This is a genomic window from Nocardia sp. NPDC004123 (assembly GCF_053603795.1).
On the sequence record NZ_JBSGGG010000031.1, the window covers coordinates 87,105 to 113,730 of the forward strand.

Sequence of the window (26,626 nt, forward strand, 5' to 3'; positions counted from 1 at the left end):
CGACCGACCGGTCGCCTATGGACACGCGGATTCGGTCCCAATTGACCGTTTTGCCCGGCTGTCAGGCTGCGGGGCCGACCACCCACTCCACGCAGATGACCCGCCGATCCACCTGCGCCGCCGCCAGTTCCCGCACCGCACCCGGCTCGGCCGCACTGGGTACGCAGGTCAGCAGCACGGTGAAATCGGTGGGATCCGCCGCCGTCAACTCCAGCAGATTCGCCGCCGCCACCAGCCGCGTCTCCCCCGACGCGTGCACCACGCCCCGGACGGCCGGCCCGCACTCGCGAATGTCCTGCAGCGCCGTCGCCAGATCGGTGCGATCGGCGCAGTCGCACCGCATCACCACGATCCGCTCCTCCATCCCCGTCAACCCCGCCGGCAGCGGGCGCGGCGTGCGGGTCAGCACCACCACGTCCCGCGCCCCCGCCTCCAGCAGCCAGCGCACCGCGACCTCGCCCTGCGGGCCCAGCCCGCCCGCGACCAGATACGTCCCGTCCGGCCGGATGTCGACGGCCGGAAAGGCCGGTGCCGGCGGCTGCCCGGCCGGGTACGCCGCGCCGAAGCCGCCGTCGCGCCACCGGCGCCGCGCACCGGAATCCGTTCTGCGCCATTGCCGTTGCGGTGGAGCGGCCGTCAGCGAGCCGAGGGCCGTCCAGTCCACGGCGCACCCGTCCAGATAGCGCCGCGCGATGGTGTGCAGGAAACTCTCCGCCTCGTCGTCGCGGGACAGCACGGCCTGCGCGCCCTCCCGGAACGGGGCGCGCTCCCGCAACCCCGGGGTCAGCACCGGCTGCGGCCCGATCTCGAGAATCCTCGAAATCCCGTCGGCGGCAGCGGATTCCAGCGCCGCGGCCAAGTGGATCGGATGCCACGCATTGGCAGCCCAGTAGGCGGCGTCCGTGCGCAGATCGTCCGCCGTGGCGGGCGGTGCCGTGGTGCGCGCGGTCTCGTCCCCGGTGGCCCGGGTGTCCGGCATCCGGGGCACCGGGCCGGGCCGGGTGGTCGAGTAGAACGGCAGCTGCGGCGGATTCGCCTCGAGATCGATGAGTTCACCGTGCAATTCGGCGGCGCGGTCGCGGATCGCCGGCAGGTGCGCGGCGGCGGGTATTGCGTCGGCCGGGAGGCGCTGGGCGAAGATGGTGCGGCGATGGGCCCGCCGCACCAGGGCGTCGACATAGCGGGGCTCGCCCGCCACGGTGATGGCGGTCGGACCGTCCACCGCGGCGACGGCGACATCGGCGCGCATGGGCTCGACCAGCCGGGTCACCTCCGCGAGGGTCGCCTCGAGCACGGCCGCGGCTCCACCCCCACCGGCCCGCTCGAGCAGCCGCGCCCGCGCCACCGCCACCCGTGCCCCGTCGTCCAGCGACAGCGCGCCGCTCGCGACCGCGGCGGCCACCTCACCGGCGCCGTGCCCGGCCACCGCATCCGCGTGCAACCCCACCGACTCGAGCAATTCGGCCAGTGCGACCTGAAAGGCGAACAATGCCGAATGCTCGAATACGATGCCGCGCGCGCCGGATTCGCCCGAAGTGTCGCCCTCGCAGCCGAATTCGCGCGCGCGATCGGGCCCGTGCTCGCCGCCTCGACCCGTAGGGGTCATTCGGTGGAATCCATTGCGTGGCGTCCAGACTCGTGGGCCGCCGGCCGCTGCCACGGCGTCCACTGCCGCGGTCAATGCCGCCGCGAAGACCGGGTACCGGGCCGCGAGCGCGCGTCCCATGCGCGGGAGGCCGCCGGTTCCGGGGAAGAGGAAGAGCGTGCCGCCGTCGTGATCGGTGCGGACCGGGTCGAAGATGCCGGTCGCCGCGCGTGGGAGGGGTGCGGGCGCGACCGTCCCCGTGGTGCGGGCGATCGCGGGCGTGGTGTCGATGCGGCGGGCCAGCGTGCGCAGGTGGGCCGCGGCCTCGGCGCTGTCGCGGGCGAGAACCCCGGCGCGGGTGGGTTCGGGTATCAGCCGGGCAGTGGCGGAGGCGAATTCGCGCAGTGAGCGATAGGACCCGATCGCGACGGCCCAGCGCAGCGCGAGGGCGTGGATGGCGGCCGGGTCGCGTCCGGTGAGGGGCAGGAGAACCGGGGGTTCGTCGCCGCGGTCGAGGGCGGGGGTCCCACCCGGTCGCGCGGGGTCGTCCAGGGCGATGTGTGCGTCGGGGCTGTCCGCCTCGGGGAATCCGATGGCGGGCCCGCCGATATCGGCGTAGCGGCGGGTTCGGGTCCGGAGCGCGTCGGTCGTGCGCTGCAGCACCAGGACGGTGCAGATGCCATTGCCGCCGCCGGCGCCGGTGCCGCGATTCCTGGGCACCGGTATCCGAAGGTCCGAAATGTCGGGTAGCAGAGCGAGATCCACACCGCCCGCGATGACGAAGGGCACGGCTTCGTCGGCCAGCAGACGTACGCCCATATCCACGGCGACCAGTGGTGAGGCGCGCCGGCTGTCCACGGTGAGGCTGGGACCGCGCAGGTCCAGGGCACGCGACAGGTGGTGGGCGCTATTGGTGCCGCCGACCGCGCCGAAGACCACCGCCGCATTGGACGCCGGTGCCAGACAGCCCAATCCGGAGTCGTCCAGTGCTTCCACGGCGACCTCGAGGTTGGTGCGCTGGCGCGGGGTGAGCCCGGCGGCCGCGAGGCGATCCATGCCGAACCACTCGTGATCGAACTCCAGACCCGTCGACCGGCAGCCGACGCCAACGATCGACACCCGGGGGAACGGGGTGGGATCGGTCGATGCTCTCGTACTCTGCCGCACAGGAATGCCCTCCCGTGTCCGCGCGCTGTCGGCCGTCGAGGTACCACCGGCGATTCTGCCAAGAATTCGCCGCGGCCAGAAGAGCTTTTGCGCAGGCGAATTCGTCAGCCGGCGCTGTGCAGGTCAGCGCCTATCCGATCGCCCCGAAGGCCTCGGGGTCATCGTTGCGCATGATTACGAGGCCGTGGCCGTCCGCCCCTGGAAGGGATGGTCGAAATCCTCGGCGGTGGCATGGGAACTGAAGAACCGCAGTGCTAGGTTCACCGCGTCCTGTTCGGTATTCACACCAGAGATGGCCATGGTCCGGCGCAGCGCGTCGTCGTCGAGATAGATTCGAGTGATGGCCATTTCAGGCACCTCCGCCGCATCCGTCGTGTCCTCAAAGCATGACGGATCCAACAGGCGCCGATAGCCGGAATGGCCAGAGCCCTTGGCAGGAAATGCCAAGGGCTCTGTCGTAATTGTCTGGGACGTACGGACTTTCGCCGGAATTATCCGATCATGCCCGCGAGCCGCTGCTGGATCAGCGCCTCCGCCTCGGTGACCATCCGGGAGACCAGCTCACCGCAGGTCGGGATGTCGTCGATGAGGCCCTGCACCTGACCGGCCGACCAGATGCCGGCGTCCAGGTCGCCGTCCTCGAACACCCGGCGGCCGCGCGCGCCCGCCACCAGATCCTTGACATCCTCGAACTTGCCGCCGGCCTTCTCGATCTCGACGACCTTGCGGCTGATCTCGTTGTCCGCCACGCGGGCGGTGTTGTGCATGGTGCGGAAGATGAGCTGGGTGGCCCGCTCGGAGTTGGCGACGATCTGCTCCTTGACCGTCTGGTGGATCGCCGACTCCTGGGTGCACATGAAGCGGGTGCCCATGTTCACGCCGTCCGCGCCCAGCGCCAGCGCCGCGACCAGGCCGCGGGCGTCGGCGATACCGCCGGAGGCGATGACCGGGATGTCGAGGGCCCGGGTGGCGGCCGGAATCAGGATCAGGCCCGGCACATCGTCCTCGCCCGGGTGCCCGGCGCATTCGAAGCCGTCGATGGACACGCCGTCCACGCCGATCTTCTGCGCCTTGAGCGCGTGCCGCACGCTGGTGCACTTGTGCAGCACCTTGATGCCGGCTTCCTTGTAGTACGGCAGGAAGGGCTCCGGATTGGATCCGGCGGTCTCCACGATTTTCACGCCGGACTCGATGATCGCCTGCACGTACTCCTGGTACGGCGGCGGGTTGATCGACGGCAGGATGGTGACGTTCACGCCGAAGGGCTTGTCGGTGAGCTCACGCGCGCGGTCGATCTCGCGGCGTAGATCGTCGGGGGTGGGCTGGGTGAGCGCGGTGATGATGCCGAGACCACCCGCCTCGGAGACGGCAGCGGCCAGTTCGGCGCGGCCGACCCACATCATGCCGCCCTGGACGATGGGGTGCTCGACCCCGAAGGTCTCGGTGAATCTGGTCTTCAGTGCCATGGGCGCTGTCCTCTCCCTGCCTCTCGCAAACTGCCCCGATACTCGCATAGTTGCATATGGAGCGACAACCCTGATGTGAGTCAGAGTTTGCACCTGACCAGGGCTTTGACCAGTGCACCCGGGACTGGCCGCTTCTGGATGCGGGTGCCTACCAGGCTCGAATCTGTGCTCTGAACTGCTGAATGAAGCGGTGAGAACTTATTGGTGAAACCTTCTCTGTAACCCTTGTCACGTCAGAAAGTTAAGCGTTATTCTCACAGGCGATCAGCGTGAAAGGACACCGCATGACCTTCCAGCCGCTAGACGAGCCGATTCGGTCGCGTCGCAACCACTGGGTGAACCAGGTCGCGACCCACGCGGCCATGCGGCCCGGTCAGGTCGCCTTCAGGTACAAGGGCGTGGACACCACCTGGAAGCAGTTGCACGAGCGGTCGGAGCGGTTCGCCGACGCGCTGTCCCGTCGAGGGGTCGGGTTCGGCGATCGTGTGCTCATCCTGGCGCTGAACTACACCGAGTACATCGAGGCCGTCATGGGCATCAATGCGCTCGGGGCCATTGCGGTGCCGGTGAACTTCCGGCTCACCCCGCCCGAGGTCGCCTACATCGTGGCCGACTCCGGGGCCAAGGCCATCGTCACCGACTCGGTGCTGCAGCCGCTGGCCGTGGGCGTCGCCGGGCAGGCCCCGGACCCGTCCACGATCGTGGTCATCAACGGGCAGACCGGCGCGGGCGTCATCGGCTACGACGACTTCCTGGCCGAGCCGGGTGAACCGCATGCGCCACTGGACATTCCGGAAGAGACCCCCTGCCTGATCATGTACACCTCGGGCACCACCGGCAGCCCGAAGGGTGCGGTGCTCACCCACGCGAACATGAGCGCGCAGGCGCTGACCTGTATCCGGGCCATGGAGATCACCCCGGACTCCATCGGCCTCTGCAGCTCACCGTTGTTCCACATCGCCGGGTTGGGCTCGCTCACCCCGTATTTCATGCTCGGCGGCAAAACGGTGCTGCATCCGCTGGGTGCGTTCGATGCCACCGAATTCCTCGACGCCGTCGAGGCCGAGCAGGCCACCGCCGCCTTCTGCGTGCCGGTGCAGTGGCAGCTCATCTGCGAGGAGCCGACCGTCAAGCAGCGCAACCTCGCGCTGCAGGCGCTGTGCTGGGGTGCGGCCCCCGCGTCGGACACGGTGCTGCGCGCCATGGCCGACTGCTTCCCGAACGCCTTCAACGTGGCGGTGTTCGGCCAGACCGAGATGTCACCCATCACCTGTGTGCTCGAGGGCAAGGACGCGCTGCGCAAGATCGGCTCGGTCGGCCTGCCCATCCCCACCATCCAGGCCCGCGTGGTCGACGACGAGATGAACGATGTCGCACCCGGTACGGTCGGCGAGATCGTCTATCGCGGACCGACTCTCATGCAGGGCTACTGGAACAAGCCCGAGGCCACCGCGGAGGCCTTCCACGGCGGCTGGTTCCACTCCGGGGACCTGGTCCGCCAGGACGAGGAGGGCTTCATCTACGTGGTGGACCGCAAGAAGGACATGATCATCTCCGGCGGCGAGAACATCTACTGCGCCGAGATCGAGAACGTGCTCTTCGCGCACCCCAAGATCCACGAGGCCGCCGTCGTGGGCCGCGCGCACGAGAAGTGGGGCGAGGTGCCGGTCGCGGTGGTCGCGCTCATCGACGGCGTCGACGACCTGACCCTCGAAGAGCTGGAACCGTTCCTGAACGAGTCCCTGGCCCGCTACAAGCACCCCAAGCACCTCGTGGTCGTGCCCGAGCTGCCCCGCAATGCCAGCGGCAAGGTCGTGAAGGTCGAACTGCGCAAGGCGTATTCGGCCTAGATCATGTCCTTGGCGGTGAGCCAGCGCATGATCGGCCAGCCGCAGAACACCGGCAGCCAGCAGGTCAGCACCCGGTAGAGCAGGACGGCGGGGACCGCGATCCCCGCCGAGACACCGAAGGCGGCCAGACCACCGATGAGGGCGGCCTCCACCGCGCCCACCCCGCCGGGGGTCGGGGCGGCCGAGGCCAGGGTGCCGCCGATCATGGTGACGATGGTGACGGTCACGAAAGTCGTACTGCCGCCGAAGGCTTCGATGCTGGCCCACAGCGCCAGCGCCATGCCCAGGGTGGTGGTGGCGCAGCCGCCCACGATCATGGCCAGCCGGCCGGGCCGCCGGGCCAGATCCTTCAGCTGGCCCACCACCTCCGCCAGCTGCGGGCGCACCTCGTTGAGCAGCCACTTGCGGACCTTGGGGACGAACATGGTCACGCCCAGCAGGCCCAGCAGGGCGCCCGCCACCAGGTACAGCACCGTGGCACTGGGCACGAAATGCGACAGGTTGGTGGAGGTTCCGGCCAGCGCGCCGAAGATCAGCAGCAGCACCACGTGGGTCACCACCTGCACCGTCTGCTGCAGAGCCACCACCGCGGTGGCCCGCACCGCACCCAGGCCGCCCTTCTGCAGGAACCGCACGCTCAGCGCCAGCCCGCCCACGCCGGCCGGGGTGGTGGTCGCGGCGAAGGTGTTGGCGATCTGCATGAGCAGCAGGTTGCCGAACCTGACGGCCTCGGAGGCGCACGCCCACAACGCCATTGCCGCACCCACATAGGTGAGGGCGGACACGGTCAGCCCCAGCAGCGCCCAGCCCCAGTTCAGATTGCGCAGCTCCGAGGCGAAGGTGGGCACCGCGCTGATGTACGGGTAGGCCACGTACACCAGGCCGATGAGCAGCACCAGCTGGATGATCTGGTTGCGCGAGAAGCGGGTGATCTGCGCGGCCTCGATCTTGTCCTGCCCGGTCTGCGCGGCCACCTCCGCGCGGATGTCCTTCATCAGCTCGCCCGCGTCCGGCACCGCCTTGCGGAGGTGGGTGGGCACCGCGGTCTTGGTGAGCCGGGCCGAGGCGTCCAGCACCGCCTGCTTGTCCAGTACTTCGAGCGCGGTGCGCACGGCCGGGCCGACACCGAACAGATGCGCGGAGGACAGCAGCAGCTGGGCCACGTCGGAGTCGAAACGTGCCTGGTACGCGCCGAATTCGGATTGCACGAACCCGCCGAACAGCACGGTGCCGTCGTCGAGGACCCGGATCTCCTCGGCGTGCAGTTCGCCGTGCGAGATCTGGGCCTGGTGCATGCTGTGCAGCGCCTGCCACACCCGGGTCAGCACCGGCTCCCCGTCGGCGGCGGCCAGCGGCCGGCCCTGGGGCACGGTGTGCGCGTACACCATCCAGCCGCGGTCCAGCGCCGCCACGGTGAGCGGCTTGTTGCTGGCCAGGCCCAGATCGGCGATGGCGAAACCCATCAGGGCGCGATGCTCGACCGCGCGGCGCATGGAGGCGAACGGCGCCGGGTACTCGCCGCTGCGAATCGTGAGCCAGCGCTTGAGCTGCTGCAGCATGCCGCGGCTGCGCTGGTTCGCGCCGTACATCTCGATGATCAATTCATTGTCCGGTGAACGGGATTCACCGGACTCCGCCGCGGTCCCGGCCACGGCGGGCGCGCCGTTGGGTGAGGCGCCCAGTTCCGGCTGCGGCACCGTGCTCGCCGAAAGCACCAGTGGCCCACGGGCGGCCGGGCGCAGCACCTTGAAGGCGGTCACCCGGAACCCGCGCTGGGCCAGCACCCGCACCGCCGCGTCGAGCGGCACCTCGAGCGCGGGCGTGCCTACCACCAGCACGATGACCGCGCCCACCAGCCAGCCCACCACCAGGCCCAGCGCGGCCCGGGCGGGCACCACCAGCGAGACGAACAGGTGGATCGGCACGAAGGCCAGCAGCAGCGTCCACCACCAGCGTCGCGCCCGTGCGGGCAGCCACGGGCTGGCCACCGTGAGCGTCGCCGCCAGCATGGCGATCCAGCGCGGATCGTCGAGGAACTGCGACAGGAAGGTGTTGACCTGTCCCGGTTCCGACAGATGCCAGCGCGGTGCGGAGAAGCCGGTGCCGGTGATGGAGAACAGGCCCAGCGCGATCAGGCCCGCGGAGACGAAGCCCGCCAGCAGTTTCCACTGCCCGCGCAGCACCAGCCGCACCAGAATGGCGAAGGGCAGCGCGAGAATGGCGATGCCGTAGACGATGTAGACCAGGTTCGACTGTTCCGGGGTCAGGAACCCCACGATGCCGGAGACCGAGCGTTCCAGCGCCTCCCACTGCGGCCTGGTGATCAGCGATCCGGCGATGACGATGGCCACCGACAGCGCGGACAGCACAACGCGCAGAATGTCACTGGTCCGGCGGATCCGCGGCTGCAGCAGGCTGCCGGAGACGGGAATCTCCCGCCCGTCGACTCGCATGTCCTATTCGCGCTTTCGGATCGTGGGAACGGCTGTGGTCCCAAGGTCGGCTCGGTGTGAGTATGCGGCAGTCGACGGCATCACCGACCACCCAACACGCCGTAACCGTAACAGTGTCTGATTCGCCCCTCTGCTCCGCTCCGGGGCGGGTTCGCGGCCCCCGAGGTCTCGATTCTTCCCTCCTCCGCTTCGCTCCCCCGCTGCAAGGCGGAGGTCTATTCCAGCCGCGGTCCAGCATCGAGACGGGCCGCGACCGCCTCCACCTCCCTGCGGCTTCCCTGTTATTCCTGCTTGATGCGAGTCTTTGAAGGATCGCGAACGGGCGTGCGAGGATCGGGCCGTGGTGCTCGATCTCCGTGTCTGTTTCGTCGGTGAGTCCTTCGTCGCGGGAGTCGGTGATCAGCGATGCCTGGGCTGGGCAGGCCGGCTGGCGGCCCGGGCCACGGCGGCCGGACAGCCGCTGACCTGCTACAACCTCGGCATCCGGCGGGAGAACAGCACCGAGCTGCGGGCCCGCTGGGAGGCCGAGTGCACGCCCCGGCTACCCGCGGGTGCGGACTGCCGGGTGGTGATCTCCACCGGTGTCAACGACACCCAGCTCGAGGACGGCCGTCCCCGGGTCGATCCCGGTGAGTCGGAGCGCAATCTGGCCGACATCCTCCGCCGGGCGCGGGAAAAGGGCTGGCAGACAATGGTGGTCGCGCCGCCGCCCAATGTCGACGACGACCACAATGCCCGGCTGCTGGCGCTGGACGCCCGCTTCGCCGACCTGTGCGACGAGGCCGCGGTGCCCTACCTGCGCGCGCATCAGCCGTTGCGCGAGAACCAGATCTGGATGCGCGATGTCGCGGCCGGCGATGGCTTCCATCCGGGCGCGACCGGCTACGACGAGTTCGCCGCCCTGCTCGCGCCTCACTGGCTGCTCTGGCTGGCCGATCCGGGCTCGGAACTCCCGGTGGTGCGCTGAGTTTCGGTTCCGGGTCCCAGCCAGTCCTCGACCATGCCCTGGAGCCGCGGCTCCCGGGCCGAGGTCACCAGGCCCGAGCCGACCAGCACGCCCAGCGCGATGGCGAGCACGGTGAGCACCGCGGTGACCAGGATGTGCAGGCCGTTGGGGTCGTTCTCGGTGACCAGCGCGGAGATCCCGCTCAGGCTCATGCCACCGGGCACCAGCATCCAGAAGGCGGGCAGGAACACCACCTGTGTCGGCGGGGCGTCCTTGAAGCGCTGCACCAGGTATGCCACCGGCACCGCCACCATGCCGCCGAGGAACGAGCCGAGCAGCCCGCCGCCGAGCTGGGTGCCCAGCTGCTGCCCGCAGAACGCCGCGTACAGCACGATCAGCAGCCAGCCCAGGGATCTCTGCGGTGCGCTGGCCCGCCAGCTGTGGCCCAGTCCGATCAGCAGCACCCCGAGTATCGGTGTCCACCAGCCCAATCCGTGTCCGGCCTGTGGTGACACCGTGGGCAGCGTGCCCAGCAGCTGCAGCCCCACCAGCACCCCGAAGGCCAGCAGCACCAGCTTGTTGAAGCCGTAGATGGTGCGGCTGGCGCCCGCGATCATGGATCCGGTGGCCAGCTCGATGGACCCGTTGGTGAGCATGGCGCCCGGCAGCAGGCTCGACACCGAGGGGATCAGCAGCTGGGAGGGATTGCCGCCGCCGAGCGCGTTGGGAAAACCGAACGACAGCAGGGTGACCACCGCCCCGGCGAGCACCGGCAGGCTGGTGTACAGCAGCCGGAACCGGTCGGCCGCCATGATCAGCAGCTGCACCGCCAGCCCGAGCACGATGTAGCCGAGCAGGGCGGTGGAGGTGGGGTTGAGCATCAGGCCGAGCCCCACGGTGAGCACCACATTGCCGGTCAGCAACCGCCACACCGGTGTCGGCTGCGGCGAGGCGAGGATGTCCTCGAGCGCCGCGGTGGCCTCGGCCGGCGGCGGCAGTTCGCTGGTGATCCGGTCGATGAGTTCGTAGAGCGCGGCGATCTGATCCAGGCGCAGCGTGTCGGAGTCGGCCTCCAGCAGGTCCATCGCCGATCCGCGCGAATCCTGTACGCGCACGAACACTCCCGTGGGCAGCACGAAGAAGTGCACCTCGGTGGCGTCGTAGCGGCGCGCCAGTTCGTCGAGGATGTCCTTTACCCGGCCGGTGGTCTCGCCCGAGCGGATGAGGGCTACGCCCATGTGCCGCAACAGATCCAGCAGGTCGGCGGAGATGGGTGGTTCCTCCGGCGGCGGGGCCTGCTCCGCCGGGGCGACCGCGCCGGGGCCGACCCGCCGCAGCCAGCGATCCATGGATCCGGCGGCCTTGCGGGTGGCCCCGTAGAGGCTGCGCGACAGCGCGCCCCGGCCGCGCGTCGTGCGCCGGTGCGGTGGATGGTGCCGCGACAGACTCGTAGCCCTCGCCTCCATAGATGAGCAACTTCGTAGCAATCAAAATCTAGCGCGCGGCGGGCCCGGATCCGCCGGACGCGAGCCATCTCACTCCCATGCATCCTCGCTCTGAAGCGGAACTGCCGATAGCATCCCGCCCGAATCCCGGCTTCCAAGCCATCGGGTATGCCTACCGGTTGCCCTCTTCCTAACCTGGTGGCATGGATATCGATACGCGACTGCTGCGTTACTTCCTGGCAGTCGCGGACGCGGAGAACCTGCCGCGGGCGGCGCAGCGACTACATGTCGCGCAGCCCGCGCTGGCGACCCAGATCAAACAGCTGGAACAGCAGCTGGGTGTGGAGCTGTTCATTCGTTCCCGCGCGGGCTGGACCCTCACCGCGGCCGGCAAGGTACTCGCCGAGCAGGTGCCGGCGCTGCTGGCGTCCTGGGACCGGATCCTGCGCGACACCAAGAGCGATGCCAGCCGCGCCTCCCGGGTGCTGCGGCTGGGCTGCGTGAACAGCGCTGCCGACGGCCATATTCCGGAGATCATCCGGGTCTTCCACCGGCTGCACCCGGACTGGCAGGTCGATCTGCACCAGGGCGGCTGGACCGACCCGACCGCCGGGCTGGACGAGGGCGACGTCGATGTCGCCCTGCTGCGCCTGCCCTTTCCGGGCCAGGACGAATACCACCTGCGGGAGCTGTTCGCCGAACCACGCTGGATCGCGCTGCCCGAGGACCATCCGCTGGCCCAGCGCGACGACATCGCCTTCCGGGAGCTGTGGGACGAGCCGTACGTCGCCTCGCCCGCGGAAACCGGCTGGTGGCGCGACTATTGGATGGGCCTGGACTCGCGGCCCGCGGACACCGCCATCATCGGGGCCATCGCCCGCAATACCGAGGAATGGCTGCGCGCCATCGCCAATGGCTTCGGCGTGAGCTTCACCCCCGCGTCCACCGCCCGCACCGAGCACCCGGGCGTGGTGTTCCGGCCCGTGCACGGCATCGGCCCCACCCGGGTGGCGGTGGTGTGGCCGGACGCCTCCGAGACCGATCCGGTCATGCGGTATTTCATCCGCTGCTGCTCCGACATCATGGGCCAGCACGGCGCGGACGGCCGTCGCACCTCCTGATCGCCGCCGGTCGGACATGATTGGGGGCATGAGCGACCAGCACGAGCACTGGCAGCGCACCTACCGCACGCATCCGGAGATGTACGGCGACGAGCCGTCGGAGGCCGCCGTGTACGCGGCGCGTCTGTTCCGCGAGCGCGGGGCCCGCGACGTGCTGGAACTGGGCGCGGGCCACGGCCGGGACGCACTCCACCTGGCGCGCCAGGGTTTTCGGGTGACCGCCGCCGACTTCAGTGCCGTCGCGCTGGCGCAATTACGGGAGCGGGCGGACGCCGAAGGCGCGGGCGACCGGGTCCGCACCCTGGAACACGATGTGCGCCAGCCGATTCCGCTGCCCTATCGCAGCGTGGACGCGGTGTACGCGCACATGCTGCTGTGCATGGACCTCAGCACCCAGGAGATCCGCGACCTGGTCGCCGAGATCCGCCGCGTCCTCAAACCCGGCGGCGCGTTCGTCTACACCGTCCGCAATACCGACGACGCCCACTTCGGCAGCGGTAAATCCCTCGGCGACGACATCTACGAGCACGGCGGCTTCGCCGTGCACTTCTTCTCCGCGGAACTCGTCGAGGCCCTCGCCGCCGGATGGGAGCTGCGCGACCGGCATTGCTTCGAGGAGGGCGAGCTGCCCCGCCGCCTGTGGCTCGTCACCCAGCTGCTCCCGGCCCGCTGACCGCCGCCGCGATCTCGGCGCGGATCGGGCGCGGCGCGCCGGACAGCAGGGTGGGCAGATCGCTGTGGGTGGCGTGCAGGAAGCCCGCCTTCAGGTTGGAGAACAGCGACACCGTGTGCCCGATCCGATACGGTTCGAGGCCTGCGCCGACCAGGCTGTCGCGCAGCTCGGTGAGCGGCACGTCCCGGTATTCGACCGGGCGGCCGAGGGATTCGCTCAGCAGTCCGGCGATCTCCGCGCCGCTGACCGAGGTCACACCCTCGAGCTCGTAGGTGCGACCGGCGTGCGCGGTGGACGCTCCGGCGCGCAGGTCGCGCTCGACCTCGGCGGCCACCCGCACCGCGACCTCGGCCAGATCCTCCCGCGATACCCCGGAGATGCGGCCGGTGCCGAACGGTGCGGCGAAAACCCCGGTGGCGGCGGCGGATTCGGCCGCCCCGGCCGCCAGGCCCACCGGCACCTCGCTGTAGAACCCGTTGCGCAGCACCGTCACCTCGAAAGGCGCTGCGGCCAGCTGCTTCTCGGTCCACAGGTGCGGGACGGCGATGGTGGTGTGCCCGGCCGACGCCGAGAGGCTGGTGTAGACGACGTGCCGCACCCCGGCGGCGGCCGCGGCGGCCACCACCGCGCCGTGGCGGGCCGTCACCACATCGTCCTCGGCGTATCCGGCGGAGATGAACACCAGCGTGTCCACGCCGTCGAAGCCGGCGGTCAGGGATGCGGGATCGTCGAAATCGATGCGCCGGGCGGTGTTGTCGCTGTGCTGCGCGGCTGTGGAGCTGGTGCCCGCCACCACCTCCAGATCCGGCCGGGCCCGCAGGCCCGCCAGTACCAGTCCGCCCAGAGCGCCGGAAACGCCGGTCACGAGAATCATTGCGCTACTCCTTGCGTTGCGAAGGTCGTGGACCACGACCTGACCGAGCTTCCGACGACGGTGGCGACCTGGGAAGAAGGCACTTCGGTGTCAGTCACGAACACCGCTGTTACCGACCAGGCCGCAGCCGCTGTTCCCGCCGGGCCGTGTGGCGATGACCACTGCGGCATCCGCGACACCCTGGACCGGATCGGCGACAAATGGACCGTGCAGGTGCTGGTCGAACTGCGCAAGGGCGTGCGCCGGTTCGGCGAGCTGCAGCGCGCGGTGCCGGGTATCTCGCAACGCATGCTGACGCTCACCACGAAAAGGCTGCTGCGCGACGGGTTCCTGGAGCGCACGGCGTACCCGACCATTCCGCCGCAGGTGGAGTACCGGCTCACCGAGATGGGTGAAAGCCTGGCCGGGGTCGCCTTCTACCTGGCCGACTGGTCCCGCGCGCACATGGACGCGGTGGCCGCGGCCCGCGCCCGCTGGGACGCGGAGCACGGCGAACTGGACTGAGCGCCGATTCCGGTCGCTCGGCCCCGCACGCGGATTCGCTCAGCCCGCCTCGAGGACGGCCATGGCGGCATTGTGGCCGCCGATGCCGCTGACGCCGCCGCCGCGGACCGCGCCCGCACCGCACAGCAGGACATTGCGGTGCCCGGTCGCGACGCCCCACCGGGCGGCGGGGCTGTCGTCGGCATCGTCGGCGCGGTAGGGAAAGGACAGGTCCGCGTGGAAGATATGGCCGCCGGGCATGCTGATCTCGCGTTCGAGTTCGACCGGGGTGCGGGCCTCCAGGCACGGGTTGCCCTCGCCGTCCAGGGCGAGACAGTCGCGGATCGGTTCGGCCAGCACCGAATCCAGTTGCGCCAGTGTGGCATCCACCAGCCGCTCCTTGGCGCCGCGCGGATCGTCGGCGAAAAGCCGTGCGGGCGTGTGCAACCCGAACAGAGTGAGGGTGTGGAAGCCGCGCTCGTTCAGCTCCGGCGCTAGGATCGACGGGTCGGTCAGGGTGTGGCAGTAGATCTCCGAGGGCGGGGCCGAGGGCAGCGTGCCCGCCGCCGCCTCCCGGTAGGCGCGCTCGAGCTGACCGGCCGATTCCGCGATGTGGAAGGTGCCGGCGAAGGCGGTGCGCGGATCCACCTGCGGGTCACGGAGTTTCGGTAGTCGCCGCAACAGCATGTTGATCTTCAGTTGCGCGCCCTCGGGTTTCTCGGCCGACTCGCCCAGCAGTCCCGCCAGCACGTAGGGCGCGGCGTTCACCAGCACGTGCCGCGCGCTGGCCACGTGCCCGTGATCACCGTGCAGGTAGTGCACGTCGGCGGTGTCGCCGTAGGGTTCGATGCTGGTGACGGTGCATCCGGTGCTCAGCTCGGCCCCGGCCGTGCGGGCCGCGCCGGCGAGCGCGTCGGTGAGGGCGCCCATGCCGCCGACCGGCACATTCCAGTCGCCGGTACCGCCGCCGATCACGTGGTAGAGGAAGCAGCGGTTCTGCCGCAGCGCCGGATCGTGGGCGTGGGTGAAGGTGCCGATGAGCGCGTCGGTGAGCACCACGCCGCGCACGGTTTCGTCGGCGAAGGCGGCCTCCACCGATTCCCCCAGGGGCCGTTCGAAAATCGTCTCCCAGGCGGTGGAATCGTCCACCGTGCGCTGCAATTCGGCGCGGGTGGGCAGCGGGTGGGTCAGAGTCGGGAAGACGCGCTCTGCCAGTCGCCCGGTCATGGCGTAGAAGCGCTGCCAGGCTTCGTAATCCCGCTCCGATCCGGTGACCTGCGCGAAGCTGGCGCGGGTGGCGGCCTCGGAACCGTTGTCCACCAGTAGCCCGGTGCCACCGATCGGCGTGTACGACGAGATGCGCCGCTTGCGGGTCTCGAAGCTGAGGTCCAGATCCCGCACGATGCGCTCGGGCAGCAGGCTCACCAGGTAGGAGTAGCGCGACAGTCGCGCGTCGAAGCCCGGGAACACCCGCTCGGACACCGCCGCGCCACCGGTGTGGGTCTGGCGTTCCAGCACCAGCACCGAACGCCCGGCCCGGGCCAGGTAGGCGGCGGCGACCAGGCCGTTGTGGCCGCCGCCCACCACGATCACGTCGTATCCCGCTCGCGTCATGCGCCCATCGCATCACACTGTGCTTGATTTGCCTCCGCTTCGCTCCGGCGGGTTCGCGGCGCTGGAGTCTCGTTCTTCCCTCCTCCGCTCCTCCGCTTCCCTCCTCCGCTCCTCCGCTTCGCTCCTCCGCTCCAAGCGCGGGGAGGCGGAGCGCAGTCCAGAACGAGACGCGCCGCGAACCTGGGCGCGGGGCGCGGCTAGCGGCCGCTCATGTCGAGTGCCGCCAGGTGGCTGAACAGGACCGACGCGCCGATCGGATTGCCGCCGCCGGGGTAGACGGTGCCGCTCACCGCCGCCATGGTGTTGCCTGCGGCGTAGAGGCCCGGGATCGGCTCGCCGTCGGTGTCCAGCACCCGCGCGGCGGTGTCGGTGCGCAGCCCGCCCTTGGTGCCCAGATCGGAGATGCCGAAGGCGGCCGCGTGGAACGGGCCCTTCACGATCGGGGTCAGTGGGGGCTCGCCATTGGAGAAGGCGCGGTCGTAGGCCTCGTCGCCGCGGCCGAAGTCCGGATCCACGCCCTGGGCGGCGAATTCGTTGAAGCGGGCCACGGTCGCCACCAGTGCGTCGGCGGGCACACCGATTTCGGCGGCCAGGCCCTCGAGGGTGTCGGCGGTCTTCCACAGGCCCGCCTCGACATAGCGTTCCGCGTCGACCATCGGCACATTGCTGGCCTTGATGGGCGGCACGATGCCCTCGGTGTCGTCGTAGACCATCCAGAACGGAAGCGTCGCCGAGCCGTCGTTCAGGTGCTCGATGATGTCGCGGCCGAGCCGGTCGTAGGGCGCGGACTCGTTGACGAAGCGCTCACCGGCCTGGTTGACGAAGATGCCGCCGGTGAACCACAGCGCGAAAGCGGCGCGCCCGTCCGGGTGCACCAGGCCCGGCGACCACCACGCCTGATCCATCAGGTCGGTGTCGGCGCCCACCGCGATGCCCGCCTCGTGCGCCTTACCCTGATTTCCCCACGGCCCCATGGTGTCCCGGGCCACGCCCGGCACTCCGTAGCGCTGCCGCAGTTCGTCGTTGCCCTCGAAACCGCCGGCGGCCAGCAGCACGCCCTTGCGGGCCCGGATGGCCACCCGCGCACCGTCGCGCTCGACGATCGCCCCGACCACCGCGCCGTCCTCGGTCACCAGCTCGACCAGCGGGGAATTCAGGTACAGCTTGGCGTTGGGGTACTTGGACAGCCCCAGCAGGAACCGGCCGACGAGGGCCCGCCCGCCGATCAGGTAGTCGGGCTGCGGGTCGCCGTGGCGATCGGTCCCGAGCGGCCCGCGCACGGAGTCGCTCAGCTCGCCCAGCTTCGCGGCCCGCAGCGGCGCGGGGATGATGTGCCGCTTGCCGTCCAGCCGCGCCTTGGGCGCCTTGCCGAAATAGTCCGGCCACGGGAACATCTGGAATTCGAAAGCCTCGTCCTGCTCCAGGTATTCGATGACCTTGGCGCCATTGCGGACGTAGGTCTCCTGCAGCTCGGCCGGGGTACGGTCACCGACCACGGACCGGAAGTAGGTGAGCGCGTCCTCGATGGTGTCGTCCACGCCCGCCCGCTGCAGCACCGGATTGCACGGGAACCAGACCCCGCCGCCGCCCGAGAACGAGGTGGTACCGCCGAACTTGTCGGTGGCCTCCACCACCGCCACCGTCAGTCCCTCACGCGCCGCCGTATAGGCCCCGGCCAGGCCGCCGCCCGACCCTGCCACCAGGACATCGACTTCTTCGTTCCAGTCCGTCACCGTTACTCCCTGATCAACGTGGTCTCTCCGCGACGGTATGCGCCGGGAGCGGCCCGTGCATCAAGTATCCCGATGGCCGGAAAGCCGGATCAGTCGTGCCAGGTGGTCAGGACGATCTTGCCGCGCACCCGGCCGGATTCGCTGAGCTTGTGCGCCTCGGCGGCATCGGCCAGGGACATCACCCGATCGATCTCGGCGCGCAGCCGCCCGGCCGCCACCAGGTCCGCGACCGCGCGCAGGTCGGCGCCGGACGGGGTGAACCAGAGACGGTGATAGCGGGGATCGTCGAGCGGCTCCTCGCCCTGGGCGTCGATCATCCGGCCGTGCGGGGTGAGCACCCGCAGCGAGCGGGCCGCATAGTCACCGCCGACCAGATCGAACACGATGTCCACAGCGTTGACGGCGGTGGTGAAATCGGTTGTCGTGTAATCGATCAGCTCGTCGACGCCGAGGCCGCGCAGGAAGTCGTGATTGGCCGCACGGGCGGTGCCGATCACGTAGGCACCGCGCGCCCTGGCGATCTGCACCGCCAGATGCCCCACGCCGCCCGCCGCCGCGTGCACCAGAACCCGTTGTCCCGGTTGGACATCGGTGAACGCCTGCCACGCGGTGAGCACCGCCGTCGGCAGGGCGGCGGCGTGGATGTGGTCGAGCCCGGCGGGCCGGTGGGCGAGGAACTGCGCCGGGGTCACCGCGTATTCGGCGTAGGCGCCGGAAGGGCTGAGCACATTCCCGAAAACCTCGTCACCGGGCCGGAATTCGGTGACCTCCGCGCCGACCGCGGTGACGACACCCGACAGGTCGAAGCCCAGCGTGAACGGCGGCGGGCCCAGTTTGGTGACCGCGCCCGAGCGGAGTTTCCAATCGGCGGCATTGATCGAGGTGGCGGCCACCCGTACCAGCACCTCGCCGGTGCCGGGTCGCGGAACATCGACCTCCACCGTCTCCAGAACATCCGGTCCACCGAGGGTGCGCTGACTGATCGCTTTCATGATCTCGATCCTGCGCCGGATAGTATCTCGGGGGAAGAAGGCACTCTTTTGATCCCGAGGTACCTCATGGATACCGTCTCCGACTGGGAACCATCCGGAAATCTGGTCGACAGCTACCTGCGGCGCTGCCCCGCCCGCGACATCCTCGCGGTGCTGGCCGACAAGTGGGTGCTGCTGGTGCTGGGCACCCTGCGCAACGAGGGCGGGCCGATCCGATTCAACGAACTGCGCCGCCGCCTCGACGGCATCACCCAGAAGGTGCTCACCCGCACCCTGCGGGACCTGGAACGCGACGGGCTGGTCCGGCGCACGGTGTATCCGACCGTGCCGCCCCGGGTGGAGTACGCGCTCACCGACATGGGCGCCGACCTGGGCCGGATCACCCACGCCATGGGACAGTGGGCGCTGCAGCACGCCGAGGAAATCACCGCCGCCCGAACCGAATTCGACGAGCGGGCGGCACGGGAACCGGAACCGATCCGGCCCTGACCACCGGCACTCTCAGACCCTGACCGCGAGCACGGTGGCGTGCGGGGTGTACTCGTCCGGGCGGGCCTCCCGCGACAGCGTGGCGGTGGCCCGGAAACCATGGGCGGCCAGCGCTTCCGCGAAGGTGACCGGCGCCCACCGGTAGGCGGGGGCGACCTTGTGCGCGTAATCCCGCACGCCCGTGGGCTCGTCGGCGGCCTGGAAACCGAACACGGCGTGCCCGCCGGGCCGCACCACCCGCGCGAACTCGGTCAGCACCGCCGGAACCCGGTGCGGCGGAATGTGAATGATCGAGTACCAGGCCACCAGCCCGGCCAGGGCGGCATCGCCATACCGGAGTTGCTCCATCGGACCGACCTCGAACGGAATGTCCGGGTACTCCTCCCGGGCCAGGCGGATCATCTCCGGCGACAGATCGACCCCGGACATCTCCAGCCCCGCCGCCGCCAGATACGAGGTGACCCGGCCCGGCCCGCAGCCGATATCGGCCACCGCGCCATTCCCTTTCTCCCGCACCGCTTCCGCGAAGGCGTCCAGCATCGATCGGTCGAAGATATTGGTGTGCAGCTGCCGGTGGAAGAGCTTGGCGTACAGCTCTGCCACCTCGTCGTAGGCGGCCCGGGTGACGCGCATGTCCTCGCTGTCGATCATGCCTCGACTCTAGGCGTCCGGCACGGCCGCCTGCGCGCCGATCGCGCCCGTCGACGGTGCGCGCACCGCCTGATACTCGCCGTTCAACAGCACGCGCAACCGGGCCTGCGGCGGCATCAGGGTGCGCAGCGGCAGCACCGCCAGCCGGGCCAGCCGGCGCAGATCACGCGGCAGGGCGGGCAGCGGAAGATCGATGTGCCACAGCGGATATCGATGATCGGGATGCTGCCAGCCGTCGCGCAGCATGAATTTCAGGACGCGCGGGGACAATTCGCGGGCGGTCGCGCTGGCCAGTTCCAGCCGCAACAGCTCGTGGCCCCGGTCGTGGTCGAGATTGATCCGGGCGCGATGCGGTTCCCCGGCGTCCACGGTGAGCTGGCCGGATTCGGTGAGATCGGCGATCAGGGCGGCCAATTCCTCATAGCACTGCGCCCATTCGCGATCGTGGGCGCGGAAGGCGGCGCGCTGCTGCTCGATGATGAGGCGGCGGTCGCGTTCGCCCGGCCGCACCAGGTACAGCTCCACCGTGTCCGGCTCGGTGACCAGGCCCACCGTGAGCCGGTCGCCGGGCCAGGCCGGCCCGTGCGCCTGGCCCAGCACCGCATGGCGCGGCGCACCGAACTCGGTGCGGAAGCCGTCCAGGGCGCGGGCCTGCGCGGCGGTGCGCTGCTCACGCACCTCACCGGGCAGGCCCTCGTCGTAGAGGAACGATTCGATGCTGTCGCTGAGGGTGACACAGACCGCCTCCAGCCGGTCACCGTCGAAGCAGAAGCGGGCGCGCGGCTCGTCCACGCCCAATTCGGTGTCCGCCCACACCGTGCGCTCGCCGGTATCGCTGTCGTGCAGCGGTTTCCAGCCCACCGCGGCCGCGAAGCCGTCCAGATCGGCGCGCGTCCAGGTCCAGTCGAAAGCCCGTGCCGCGCGCGCTATCTCGACACCGGCGGGCACGTCCACCCGCAGCGGCCCGGCATCGAAGTCGGAGAGGGCGTGGCGGCGCAGGAATTCGGCGCGCTGGCTGCGGGAGGTGGGATGCGGGGGGACGCCCAGCGGCGTCACGTCCAGATCCGCGCCGCCCTCCACCCAGGCGTCGGCCACCAGCTCGGTGGGCGCGGTGACACCGACCGTGCGCAGCGTGTCGGCGGTGCGCAGTGCCAGCCCGCTCATGGCCACGGTGCCCGCGCGCCGGGACAGGGTGCGCGTCCAGTTGTCCTCGCGCGGCGGCGTCCAGCCCAGGTCGATCAGCCGCTGCTCGGTCTCCGGGCCGTAATACCAGGTGGGGTCGATGAATTCGGCGCGGGCCAGTTCGCCGGTCAGCTGCTCCGGCCCGGCGTCGAACTGCACGAAGCGGCTGCCGGGCGCGGTGATCAGCAGGCGCGCGTCCACCGGCAGCGTCTCCACGAAGCCCGCCAGGTTCTCGGCGAAGCGGGTCCAGGCGCCCGCGGCGGCGCGGCGGCGGGCGGTCTCGTGCCGGCGTTCCATCCAGTACCGCTGCGCGGTCGGGTTCACCAGCAGCAGATCGACGGTGTCCACACCGATGGTGAGGCCCGCGAACACGGTCGGGAAACGCCAGGCCGGACCCTCGGCCGGGCCCGCGGCCGGGCTCTCCGGATCGCCCCAGTGCTCGGTGAACAGGGCCGCCGTGCGGGCCAGCGCCGCGTCCAGGAGTTCCCGGCTGCCGAACTCCGCGGGGGCCGGGCAGTCGGAGATGGTCACGCGCACATGGTCGAGGCCGCGGTCGCTGCCCCAGAACATGGCCGAGTCCCACCACACCGACAGCCCGGTCCGGGAGAAGACCGGGCCGGTACGCAGTGTGCCCACCGGCTGCGGACTACTCCATCCGACCAGCCGGGCGAATTCGGAGACATTGCCGGAGCCCCAGCGCCAGCCGAACCCCGCTGCCGCTCTCACGATCTCGACCGCACCCGCGGTATCGACACGCACCTCGAAAGCCACCCAGCGACACTAACCCGCCCCGGCCGTGCCGGGGGCCTTCGCGATCGCGATTAGTCTGTAGGCGGCCGGTGCTTCCCGCACGGGGCGGACAATCCACGGGAAGCCCGGCCACGGTCATGATCGGGGGCGAATATGTCAGTGCGCCAGCGGGAAACGTGAACTTCCCGCGTCGCCCGCCGGAATGATCGGCAACACCAACGCCGACGGGTGATCCTGGTCGTGATACACGGTCTGCGTCGCGATCTGCGTATTCGTGTTCTGCCCGAACGGGTCACCGGTATTCGGATTCGGTGCGAACTGCGGGAAATCGCTGCTCGACACCTCCACCCGGATCGCCGATCCGGCTTTGACCAGATAGCTGGTCGGCCACACATCGATCGTGAACCGATACGGCTGACCCGGCACGATCGGCGACGGATGATCGAGCGAATCGCGGAACGCGGCGCGCACGATCCCGTTGTTGAGATTCACCGTCGAGCCGTCCGGGGCCACCGCCACCAGCTTCGCGGTGAAATCGGTGTCGGTCGCGGTCGAGGACGCCCACAGCGTCACGCGAATCGGGCCGGTGAGTTCGGTGTCGGAGGACATCGGCGCGGTCGTGTACGTCAGCACATCCGAACGCTGCTCCACCACGAACTGATCCACCGGACCCTGCGGTCCCGTCGACGCACCACAGCAGGAGTGCCCGCCGGCGCTGGGCACCGGATTGAGCGGGTCGTAGTCGTAGCGATCCGGCTGCTGCGCGTCCTGCGGGGCATCGGTGGTGAGCAGCCCGGCCCGGCCCTGAATCCCATTGCCGCCATTGCCGGACAGGTAATAGGTGGTCCACCGGGTATTCGGCAGCGGCCAGGCCGAGGCCGACTTCCACCTGTTCGCACCCATCAGGAAGTAGTCGACCACCGGCTGCCCGGACACCTTGTTGTCCTTGCCCTTCAGGAAATGGTCGTACCAGGCCAGCATGAGGTCGTTGATCGGACTGTCGCCCGCCGCACCGCTCGCCGCCAGCATCGGGGTCTCCACCTTGCTGCCCGGACGTCCCCAGCCGACGTGATCCCACGGGCCCAGCACCAGCCGCTGCCCCGCACGAGCCTCCGGCGTGCCGCCACCGGCGACCATGCCGGAGAAATTCTGCACCCCGCCGGCGAGGAAGGCGTCGTACCAACCCTCCACATCCAGCACCGGGACCTTCACGTTCGCGTACCGATCGCGAATGCTCCACCGCTTCCAATAGTCGTCGCGGGTGGAATGCGAGATCCAGTCGTAGAACCACGGCGCGACCACCGGATCATCCGGGTGCAGTGGCGGAAACTGCTGATACGGGCGGAAACCCAGCCAGCGCGTGTAGTCCGCGCCATCGACCCCCAGCTGCTTGGCGGTGGCGGTGTCACCGCGATTGAGGGCCGCGCTCGCGCCGATGGTCTCCATGGCCCACGGCTCCACGAACGCCAGCCGGAACGCACCGCCCTCATAGGTCCAGTCGTCGTAATAATCCGAGGCGGTATTGGCGGGCACGATGGTCGTCAGATGCGGCGGCGCGCCGACGGCCGCAAGCCATTGCGTCGCACCGACATACGACGAACCGTACATCCCGACCTTGCCATTCGCACCCGGCAAGGTGGCGGCCCACTCCACCGAGTCGTAGCCGTCGTTGGTGTCATTCGCGAACTCGGTGAAGGTGCCGCCCGACTGCCCCTGACCCCGAATATCCTGCACCACAACCAGATAGCAGTGCGAGGCGAACCAGTCCGGGGTCTGGTAGCGAAACGGCTGGACCTGCGCGGCCGCCTTCCCGTACTGCGTCCGCATCAGAATCACCGGCACCGGATCCGCCGACACGGGCCGATACACATCCGCTTTCAGCACCACGCCGTCGCGCATGGTCGCGGGAACATTCTCCTGCTTGTCGACCGCGCACGACCCGCGCCCGTCCGACGGCGGCCAGCTCGCCGCCCCCTGCGGCGCCGACCCGTTCCCCCCGCTCCCACAGCCCGCGACCACCAGCGCGATCGCCCCGGCCACCGCCCCCACTCGAGCGATACGACCGCGCCCTCTCCCACTACGGCTCATTGGTCGACCGTAACCCCGGTCCCACGCCCACTCACCGGCAATCGGGCAAAGCAGGCCGATCCCACCGCGCGACCTCCGCGGCCAGCATGGCCCGCGCCCGCGTGATGGCCACCAGCGACCGGTCCAGATCCGCGATCCGATCGGTCAGCCGGCGCCGCGCCCGCTCACACCCGCCCAGCTGTCCGTCCGCGGCGAAGCACGGCAGCAGCTCCGCGACCCCCGACAGCTCGAGACCCACCTCGAGCAGCGTCCGAATCCGGCGCACCCGTTCGACACTCGACTCCGGGAAGTCGCGGTAACCATTGGACCGCCGCCCGGCCTCCAGCAGGCCGCTGCGGTCGTAGTGCCGCAGTGCGCGGGCGCTCACCCCACTGCGCTGCGACAGCTCGCTGATCAGCATCCATGTCCTCCGGCTTGACCTTGACCCCAGTGTCAACGTTTAGCGTCGAGCCGCTGCCGCCCATTCCCCGCCGGAGGAAACGCCATGGTCACCGATGTCCACGCCCACATCACCACCGACCCCGCCGCACAGCTGGCGCGCGCGACGCAGGCCGGCGTGGATCGCACGGTGCTGCTGTCCACCCGGGTCCACCCCGAACGCGCCCGCACACTCGGCGAGGTGCGGGCCGAATTCGCCAGGCTGACAGCCGTTATCGGCGGTGCGGACGCGGCGGCGGACGAGGTGCGGGTCGCCATGGACGAGGTGCTGCGCGCGCTGGACGCACACCCCGACACCACCCTCGCCTTCGCGAGCCTGCCCTCGCTTCTGCCCGCCGAGCGCCTCGGCGAATGGTTCGAGCCCTACCTGACCCGCCCCGGCATCGTGGGCATCGGCGAGGTCACCCCGCCGCCCGGCCACGCCGCGCGCATCGAACCGGTGCTGGCCGTCAGCGCCGACCACGGCGGGATACCCGTACTGGTCCACGGCTTCGCACCCAACACCCTCGACGATCTCCGCACCTATGCGGCACTGGCCGCCCGCTATCCGTCGGTACCCCTGATCGTCGGCGCCCTGGGAGGATTCCACGCCCTGGATCTGGTGGAGCTGGCCGCCGACCGGCCCAACCTGCACATCGATCTGTCGAGCGCGCTACAGGTATTCGCGGTCGCCGCCGCCGCACGCGAAGTCCCCGATCAGTGCCTGTTCGGCTCGAACACACCCTACGGCGACGTGGTCGCCGCGCGACACACCGTCGAGGCCGCCATCGCGGATCCAGCAGTGCGAACCCTGCTCCTGGAGGACAACTTTCAACGAATTCTCCGCCCCTGACCTGCGAGTACACCCCAATCCCCAAGATTGTCGCTAATTTTCAGCAACGAATCCTCCGGGGCGGACGATAGCCACATCGAGCGAGCGTGACGGCGGGAACTGCCCCCGCCGTCACGCCCGCTTACGTCCGGAGCTCAGAGCTCGCGATGAGTCGAGCCTGGTGTCAGAGTCCCGCGTAGACCGAAACACCCTGTGCGATGAGGTTTTCGGTGCCCGGGACCGTGGCGGCAAACACCTCTTGCTCGCCGAGATCGCTGATCTCCGTAATGCGATCCCAGAAAATATCGTTGGTACAAAGCATGGCCAGTTCGGGAGCATCCAGGATGTCTGCAGCTCGGGCCAGATGCGGGCGGCTGGGCGAGTGCTTCCACATGGTGGACCCACAGAACTTGGTTCCCATCGCAGATTGGAACTCTCGATGGGTCATTCCTCGGGCCTGCAAGAGTGCTCGAACGGTGTCCCAGATCTCCTTCGGGATCGTGTCAACGTTGGTGTTCGAAGTCATCGCATCGAGCTTGACCAAGCATTCCTCTGCGATCACGCCGCGTGCTCCGTGTACACCGATGTCCTCGATGAAGGCGCTCTGGTTGTCGACACCATCGATTCGGACATGCCAGCAGTCGCGGTATCCGGCCTTCTGGATCTTCTTGATGCGTCCATGCACTCCGAGACGGAGCAGCAGACAGGCGACATCCTCAATAAGTCTCAGGCTTGTTGACGCGTAATAGATCTGGGCTTGATGGCCCTGCTCGTTCCAGCGCACGGAACCGTCGGTGGCCCACAGATGTCTAATAAAAAGTGTCAACAGATCGGTGGGCAGGGTGAAGACCGGCCCCGGAATGAACTTGTCGTAGCTGCGCAGTCCGAAGAGGCCGAGCCCATCGAGCCATGCCGCAATCGGGTTGTGTTTTCCGCGAGCGAGCCGGTACGGAGCCGGCAGTCGGAGTGTGGTGACTCTCGCTGCCGCATAATCATCCCTGACGGCCGTGATGCCGAAGTGGGAGGCAGCCACCGTTACGGCAGCAAGATTCTCCTCGTCGATGCTCGCATAACGGATGGGCTGGCGCTTCACGCAAGAGCCGTTACCGATCATGTGTGCCAACAGGATTATCTCGGCATCCACCATATCTGTGGCGTGTACGGGCTGGGGAATCCAACGGGGGATGGCCGTACGATCGCCAACCGTGAGTGAAGCCAGCTGTTTCCAGCCGTTGATGGTCAGCAGGCGTGCTTCGATCGTCAGATCGATGGAATGGCCGGAGGCAAGATGAAGTCGCATGACTTCGCCACGGCCGCAAGGGAACACATTCTCGAGTGGCATGGTGACAAAGCGCATCTGCTTGTCCAGCGACCATGCAGAAGGCCGCTCACCGCTGTTGATCAAGGTTGCTAGCGATACGGGAATTCCATTGTCGGCGGGTAAGACTCGTGCGGAAGCGGCGAGGCCGCCCAGTCTGCATCGGTCGAAGTGGTTGGTGCGCTTACCGTTTGCTTCATCAGGAGCTTGGTTCTGTAGGGTCTCAAGAGTCGTGGCCAGCCATAACTCTCCGACCTGCGGGTCTTGAAGTTGTCTCACAACTTGGCCACTACGTTCTGTCTCAAAAAGATGGCCATTCTTCAGGATTGGCAAACGGCGTCTGATCTGCCGGTCGAAGCCATCCCATGTGGTGCCCAAAACCTTCTTGCGGCAGGGAATCTCGATCGGGATTAAACGTCACGTGATGGATGTGGCTACCCTTGGAGCTTAGACATAAGGCCTGTTTGTCGAGGCCTGGTGGGCCGCTTTTGGGGAGC

The 26,626-nt window shown here is 69.2% G+C and carries 21 protein-coding genes; 7 read left to right on the forward strand and 14 right to left on the reverse strand.

Annotated features, from left to right (window positions below; all coding sequences use genetic code 11):
* Positions 1-61 precede the first annotated feature (61 nt).
* The 3 genes from ACWEQQ_RS36715 to ACWEQQ_RS36725 all read right to left on the reverse strand — a co-directional run bounded on the left by ACWEQQ_RS36715 (position 62) and on the right by ACWEQQ_RS36725 (position 4,218).
* Positions 62-2,704, reverse strand: coding sequence for an acyltransferase domain-containing protein (locus ACWEQQ_RS36715; RefSeq protein ID WP_452351464.1), 2,643 nt, complete (start codon positions 2,702-2,704; stop codon positions 62-64).
* Positions 2,705-2,926: 222 nt separating this feature from the next.
* A complete protein-coding gene (locus ACWEQQ_RS36720; RefSeq protein WP_354840953.1) occupies positions 2,927-3,100 on the reverse strand; it encodes a type II toxin-antitoxin system VapB family antitoxin in 174 nt (57 codons plus the stop codon).
* A gap of 143 nt (positions 3,101-3,243) precedes the next feature.
* Positions 3,244-4,218, reverse strand: coding sequence for an NAD(P)H-dependent flavin oxidoreductase (locus tag ACWEQQ_RS36725; RefSeq protein ID WP_354840956.1), 975 nt, complete (start codon positions 4,216-4,218; stop codon positions 3,244-3,246).
* Between the two features lie 284 nt (positions 4,219-4,502).
* On the opposite strand from ACWEQQ_RS36725, the gene fadD5 reads away from it, so the two are divergent.
* Positions 4,503-6,068: a fatty-acid--CoA ligase FadD5 gene (fadD5, locus tag ACWEQQ_RS36730; RefSeq protein ID WP_452351465.1), complete on the forward strand. Its 1,566-nt coding sequence runs from the start codon at positions 4,503-4,505 to the stop codon at positions 6,066-6,068.
* On the opposite strand, the gene ACWEQQ_RS36735 is transcribed toward fadD5, so the two are convergent.
* Positions 6,065-8,521, reverse strand: a complete 2,457-nt coding sequence (locus tag ACWEQQ_RS36735) for a flippase-like domain-containing protein (protein ID WP_452351466.1) — start codon at positions 8,519-8,521, stop codon at positions 6,065-6,067. The genes fadD5 and ACWEQQ_RS36735 overlap by 4 nt on opposite strands.
* 340 nt (positions 8,522-8,861) lie before the next feature.
* On the opposite strand from ACWEQQ_RS36735, the gene ACWEQQ_RS36740 reads away from it, so the two are divergent.
* Positions 8,862-9,488 (forward strand): GDSL-type esterase/lipase family protein, encoded by a 627-nt coding sequence (locus tag ACWEQQ_RS36740; RefSeq protein ID WP_452340967.1) that lies wholly within the window; start codon positions 8,862-8,864, stop codon positions 9,486-9,488.
* Here ACWEQQ_RS36740 and ACWEQQ_RS36745 read toward each other — a convergent pair.
* On the reverse strand, positions 9,434-10,933 hold the full coding sequence (locus tag ACWEQQ_RS36745; RefSeq protein WP_452351467.1) for a threonine/serine ThrE exporter family protein: 1,500 nt from the start codon (positions 10,931-10,933) through the stop codon (positions 9,434-9,436). The two genes, ACWEQQ_RS36740 and ACWEQQ_RS36745, sit on opposite strands and share 55 nt — an antisense overlap.
* Before the next feature lie 182 nt (positions 10,934-11,115).
* Here ACWEQQ_RS36745 and ACWEQQ_RS36750 point away from each other — a divergent pair, with 182 nt between their 5' ends.
* Positions 11,116-12,033, forward strand: a complete 918-nt coding sequence (locus ACWEQQ_RS36750; RefSeq protein ID WP_452340969.1) for a LysR family transcriptional regulator — start codon at positions 11,116-11,118, stop codon at positions 12,031-12,033.
* Positions 12,034-12,061: 28 nt separating this feature from the next.
* Entirely contained in the window at positions 12,062-12,706 is a 645-nt protein-coding gene (locus ACWEQQ_RS36755) for a class I SAM-dependent methyltransferase (RefSeq protein WP_452340970.1), read from the forward strand.
* On the opposite strand, the gene ACWEQQ_RS36760 is transcribed toward ACWEQQ_RS36755, so the two are convergent.
* Positions 12,681-13,580, reverse strand: a complete 900-nt coding sequence (locus ACWEQQ_RS36760; RefSeq protein WP_452340971.1) for an NmrA family NAD(P)-binding protein — start codon at positions 13,578-13,580, stop codon at positions 12,681-12,683. The genes ACWEQQ_RS36755 and ACWEQQ_RS36760 overlap by 26 nt on opposite strands.
* Before the next feature lie 87 nt (positions 13,581-13,667).
* Between ACWEQQ_RS36760 and ACWEQQ_RS36765 the strand changes: the two genes are divergently transcribed.
* Entirely contained in the window at positions 13,668-14,084 is a 417-nt protein-coding gene (locus tag ACWEQQ_RS36765) for a winged helix-turn-helix transcriptional regulator (protein WP_379400700.1), read from the forward strand.
* Positions 14,085-14,123: 39 nt separating this feature from the next.
* Here ACWEQQ_RS36765 and ACWEQQ_RS36770 read toward each other — a convergent pair whose 3' ends face one another.
* The 3 genes from ACWEQQ_RS36770 to ACWEQQ_RS36780 form a co-directional block, all read right to left on the reverse strand.
* Positions 14,124-15,677: a phytoene desaturase family protein gene (locus tag ACWEQQ_RS36770; RefSeq protein ID WP_452351468.1), complete on the reverse strand. Its 1,554-nt coding sequence runs from the start codon at positions 15,675-15,677 to the stop codon at positions 14,124-14,126.
* A 197-nt stretch (positions 15,678-15,874) separates the two neighbouring features.
* On the reverse strand, positions 15,875-17,410 hold the full coding sequence (locus tag ACWEQQ_RS36775) for an FAD-binding protein (protein WP_452351469.1): 1,536 nt from the start codon (positions 17,408-17,410) through the stop codon (positions 15,875-15,877).
* A gap of 89 nt (positions 17,411-17,499) precedes the next feature.
* On the reverse strand, positions 17,500-18,402 hold the full coding sequence (locus ACWEQQ_RS36780) for an NADP-dependent oxidoreductase (protein ID WP_452351470.1): 903 nt from the start codon (positions 18,400-18,402) through the stop codon (positions 17,500-17,502).
* Between the two features lie 66 nt (positions 18,403-18,468).
* Here ACWEQQ_RS36780 and ACWEQQ_RS36785 point away from each other — a divergent pair, with 66 nt between their 5' ends.
* Positions 18,469-18,891, forward strand: coding sequence for a winged helix-turn-helix transcriptional regulator (locus ACWEQQ_RS36785; RefSeq protein ID WP_452340975.1), 423 nt, complete (start codon positions 18,469-18,471; stop codon positions 18,889-18,891).
* Between the two features lie 12 nt (positions 18,892-18,903).
* On the opposite strand, the gene ACWEQQ_RS36790 is transcribed toward ACWEQQ_RS36785, so the two are convergent.
* The 4 genes from ACWEQQ_RS36790 to ACWEQQ_RS36805 all read right to left on the reverse strand — a co-directional run bounded on the left by ACWEQQ_RS36790 (position 18,904) and on the right by ACWEQQ_RS36805 (position 23,962).
* On the reverse strand, positions 18,904-19,542 hold the full coding sequence (locus tag ACWEQQ_RS36790) for a class I SAM-dependent DNA methyltransferase (protein WP_452351471.1): 639 nt from the start codon (positions 19,540-19,542) through the stop codon (positions 18,904-18,906).
* Between the two features lie 9 nt (positions 19,543-19,551).
* On the reverse strand, positions 19,552-21,495 hold the full coding sequence (locus tag ACWEQQ_RS36795) for a DUF6301 family protein (protein ID WP_452351472.1): 1,944 nt from the start codon (positions 21,493-21,495) through the stop codon (positions 19,552-19,554).
* Positions 21,496-21,630: 135 nt separating this feature from the next.
* Positions 21,631-23,562: a CocE/NonD family hydrolase gene (locus ACWEQQ_RS36800; protein WP_452351473.1), complete on the reverse strand. Its 1,932-nt coding sequence runs from the start codon at positions 23,560-23,562 to the stop codon at positions 21,631-21,633.
* Between the two features lie 31 nt (positions 23,563-23,593).
* Positions 23,594-23,962, reverse strand: a complete 369-nt coding sequence (locus tag ACWEQQ_RS36805; protein WP_452351474.1) for a MerR family transcriptional regulator — start codon at positions 23,960-23,962, stop codon at positions 23,594-23,596.
* Positions 23,963-24,046: 84 nt separating this feature from the next.
* Here ACWEQQ_RS36805 and ACWEQQ_RS36810 point away from each other — a divergent pair, with 84 nt between their 5' ends.
* A complete protein-coding gene (locus tag ACWEQQ_RS36810; protein ID WP_452351475.1) occupies positions 24,047-24,832 on the forward strand; it encodes an amidohydrolase family protein in 786 nt (261 codons plus the stop codon).
* 163 nt (positions 24,833-24,995) lie between these two features.
* Here the strand turns inward: ACWEQQ_RS36810 and ACWEQQ_RS36815 are convergent, their stop codons facing one another.
* The gene (locus tag ACWEQQ_RS36815) at positions 24,996-26,507 is read right to left on the reverse strand and encodes an LAGLIDADG family homing endonuclease (RefSeq protein WP_452351476.1); all 1,512 of its coding nucleotides are present in this window, start codon (positions 26,505-26,507) and stop codon (positions 24,996-24,998) included.
* Between the last annotated feature and the right edge of the window lie 119 nt (positions 26,508-26,626).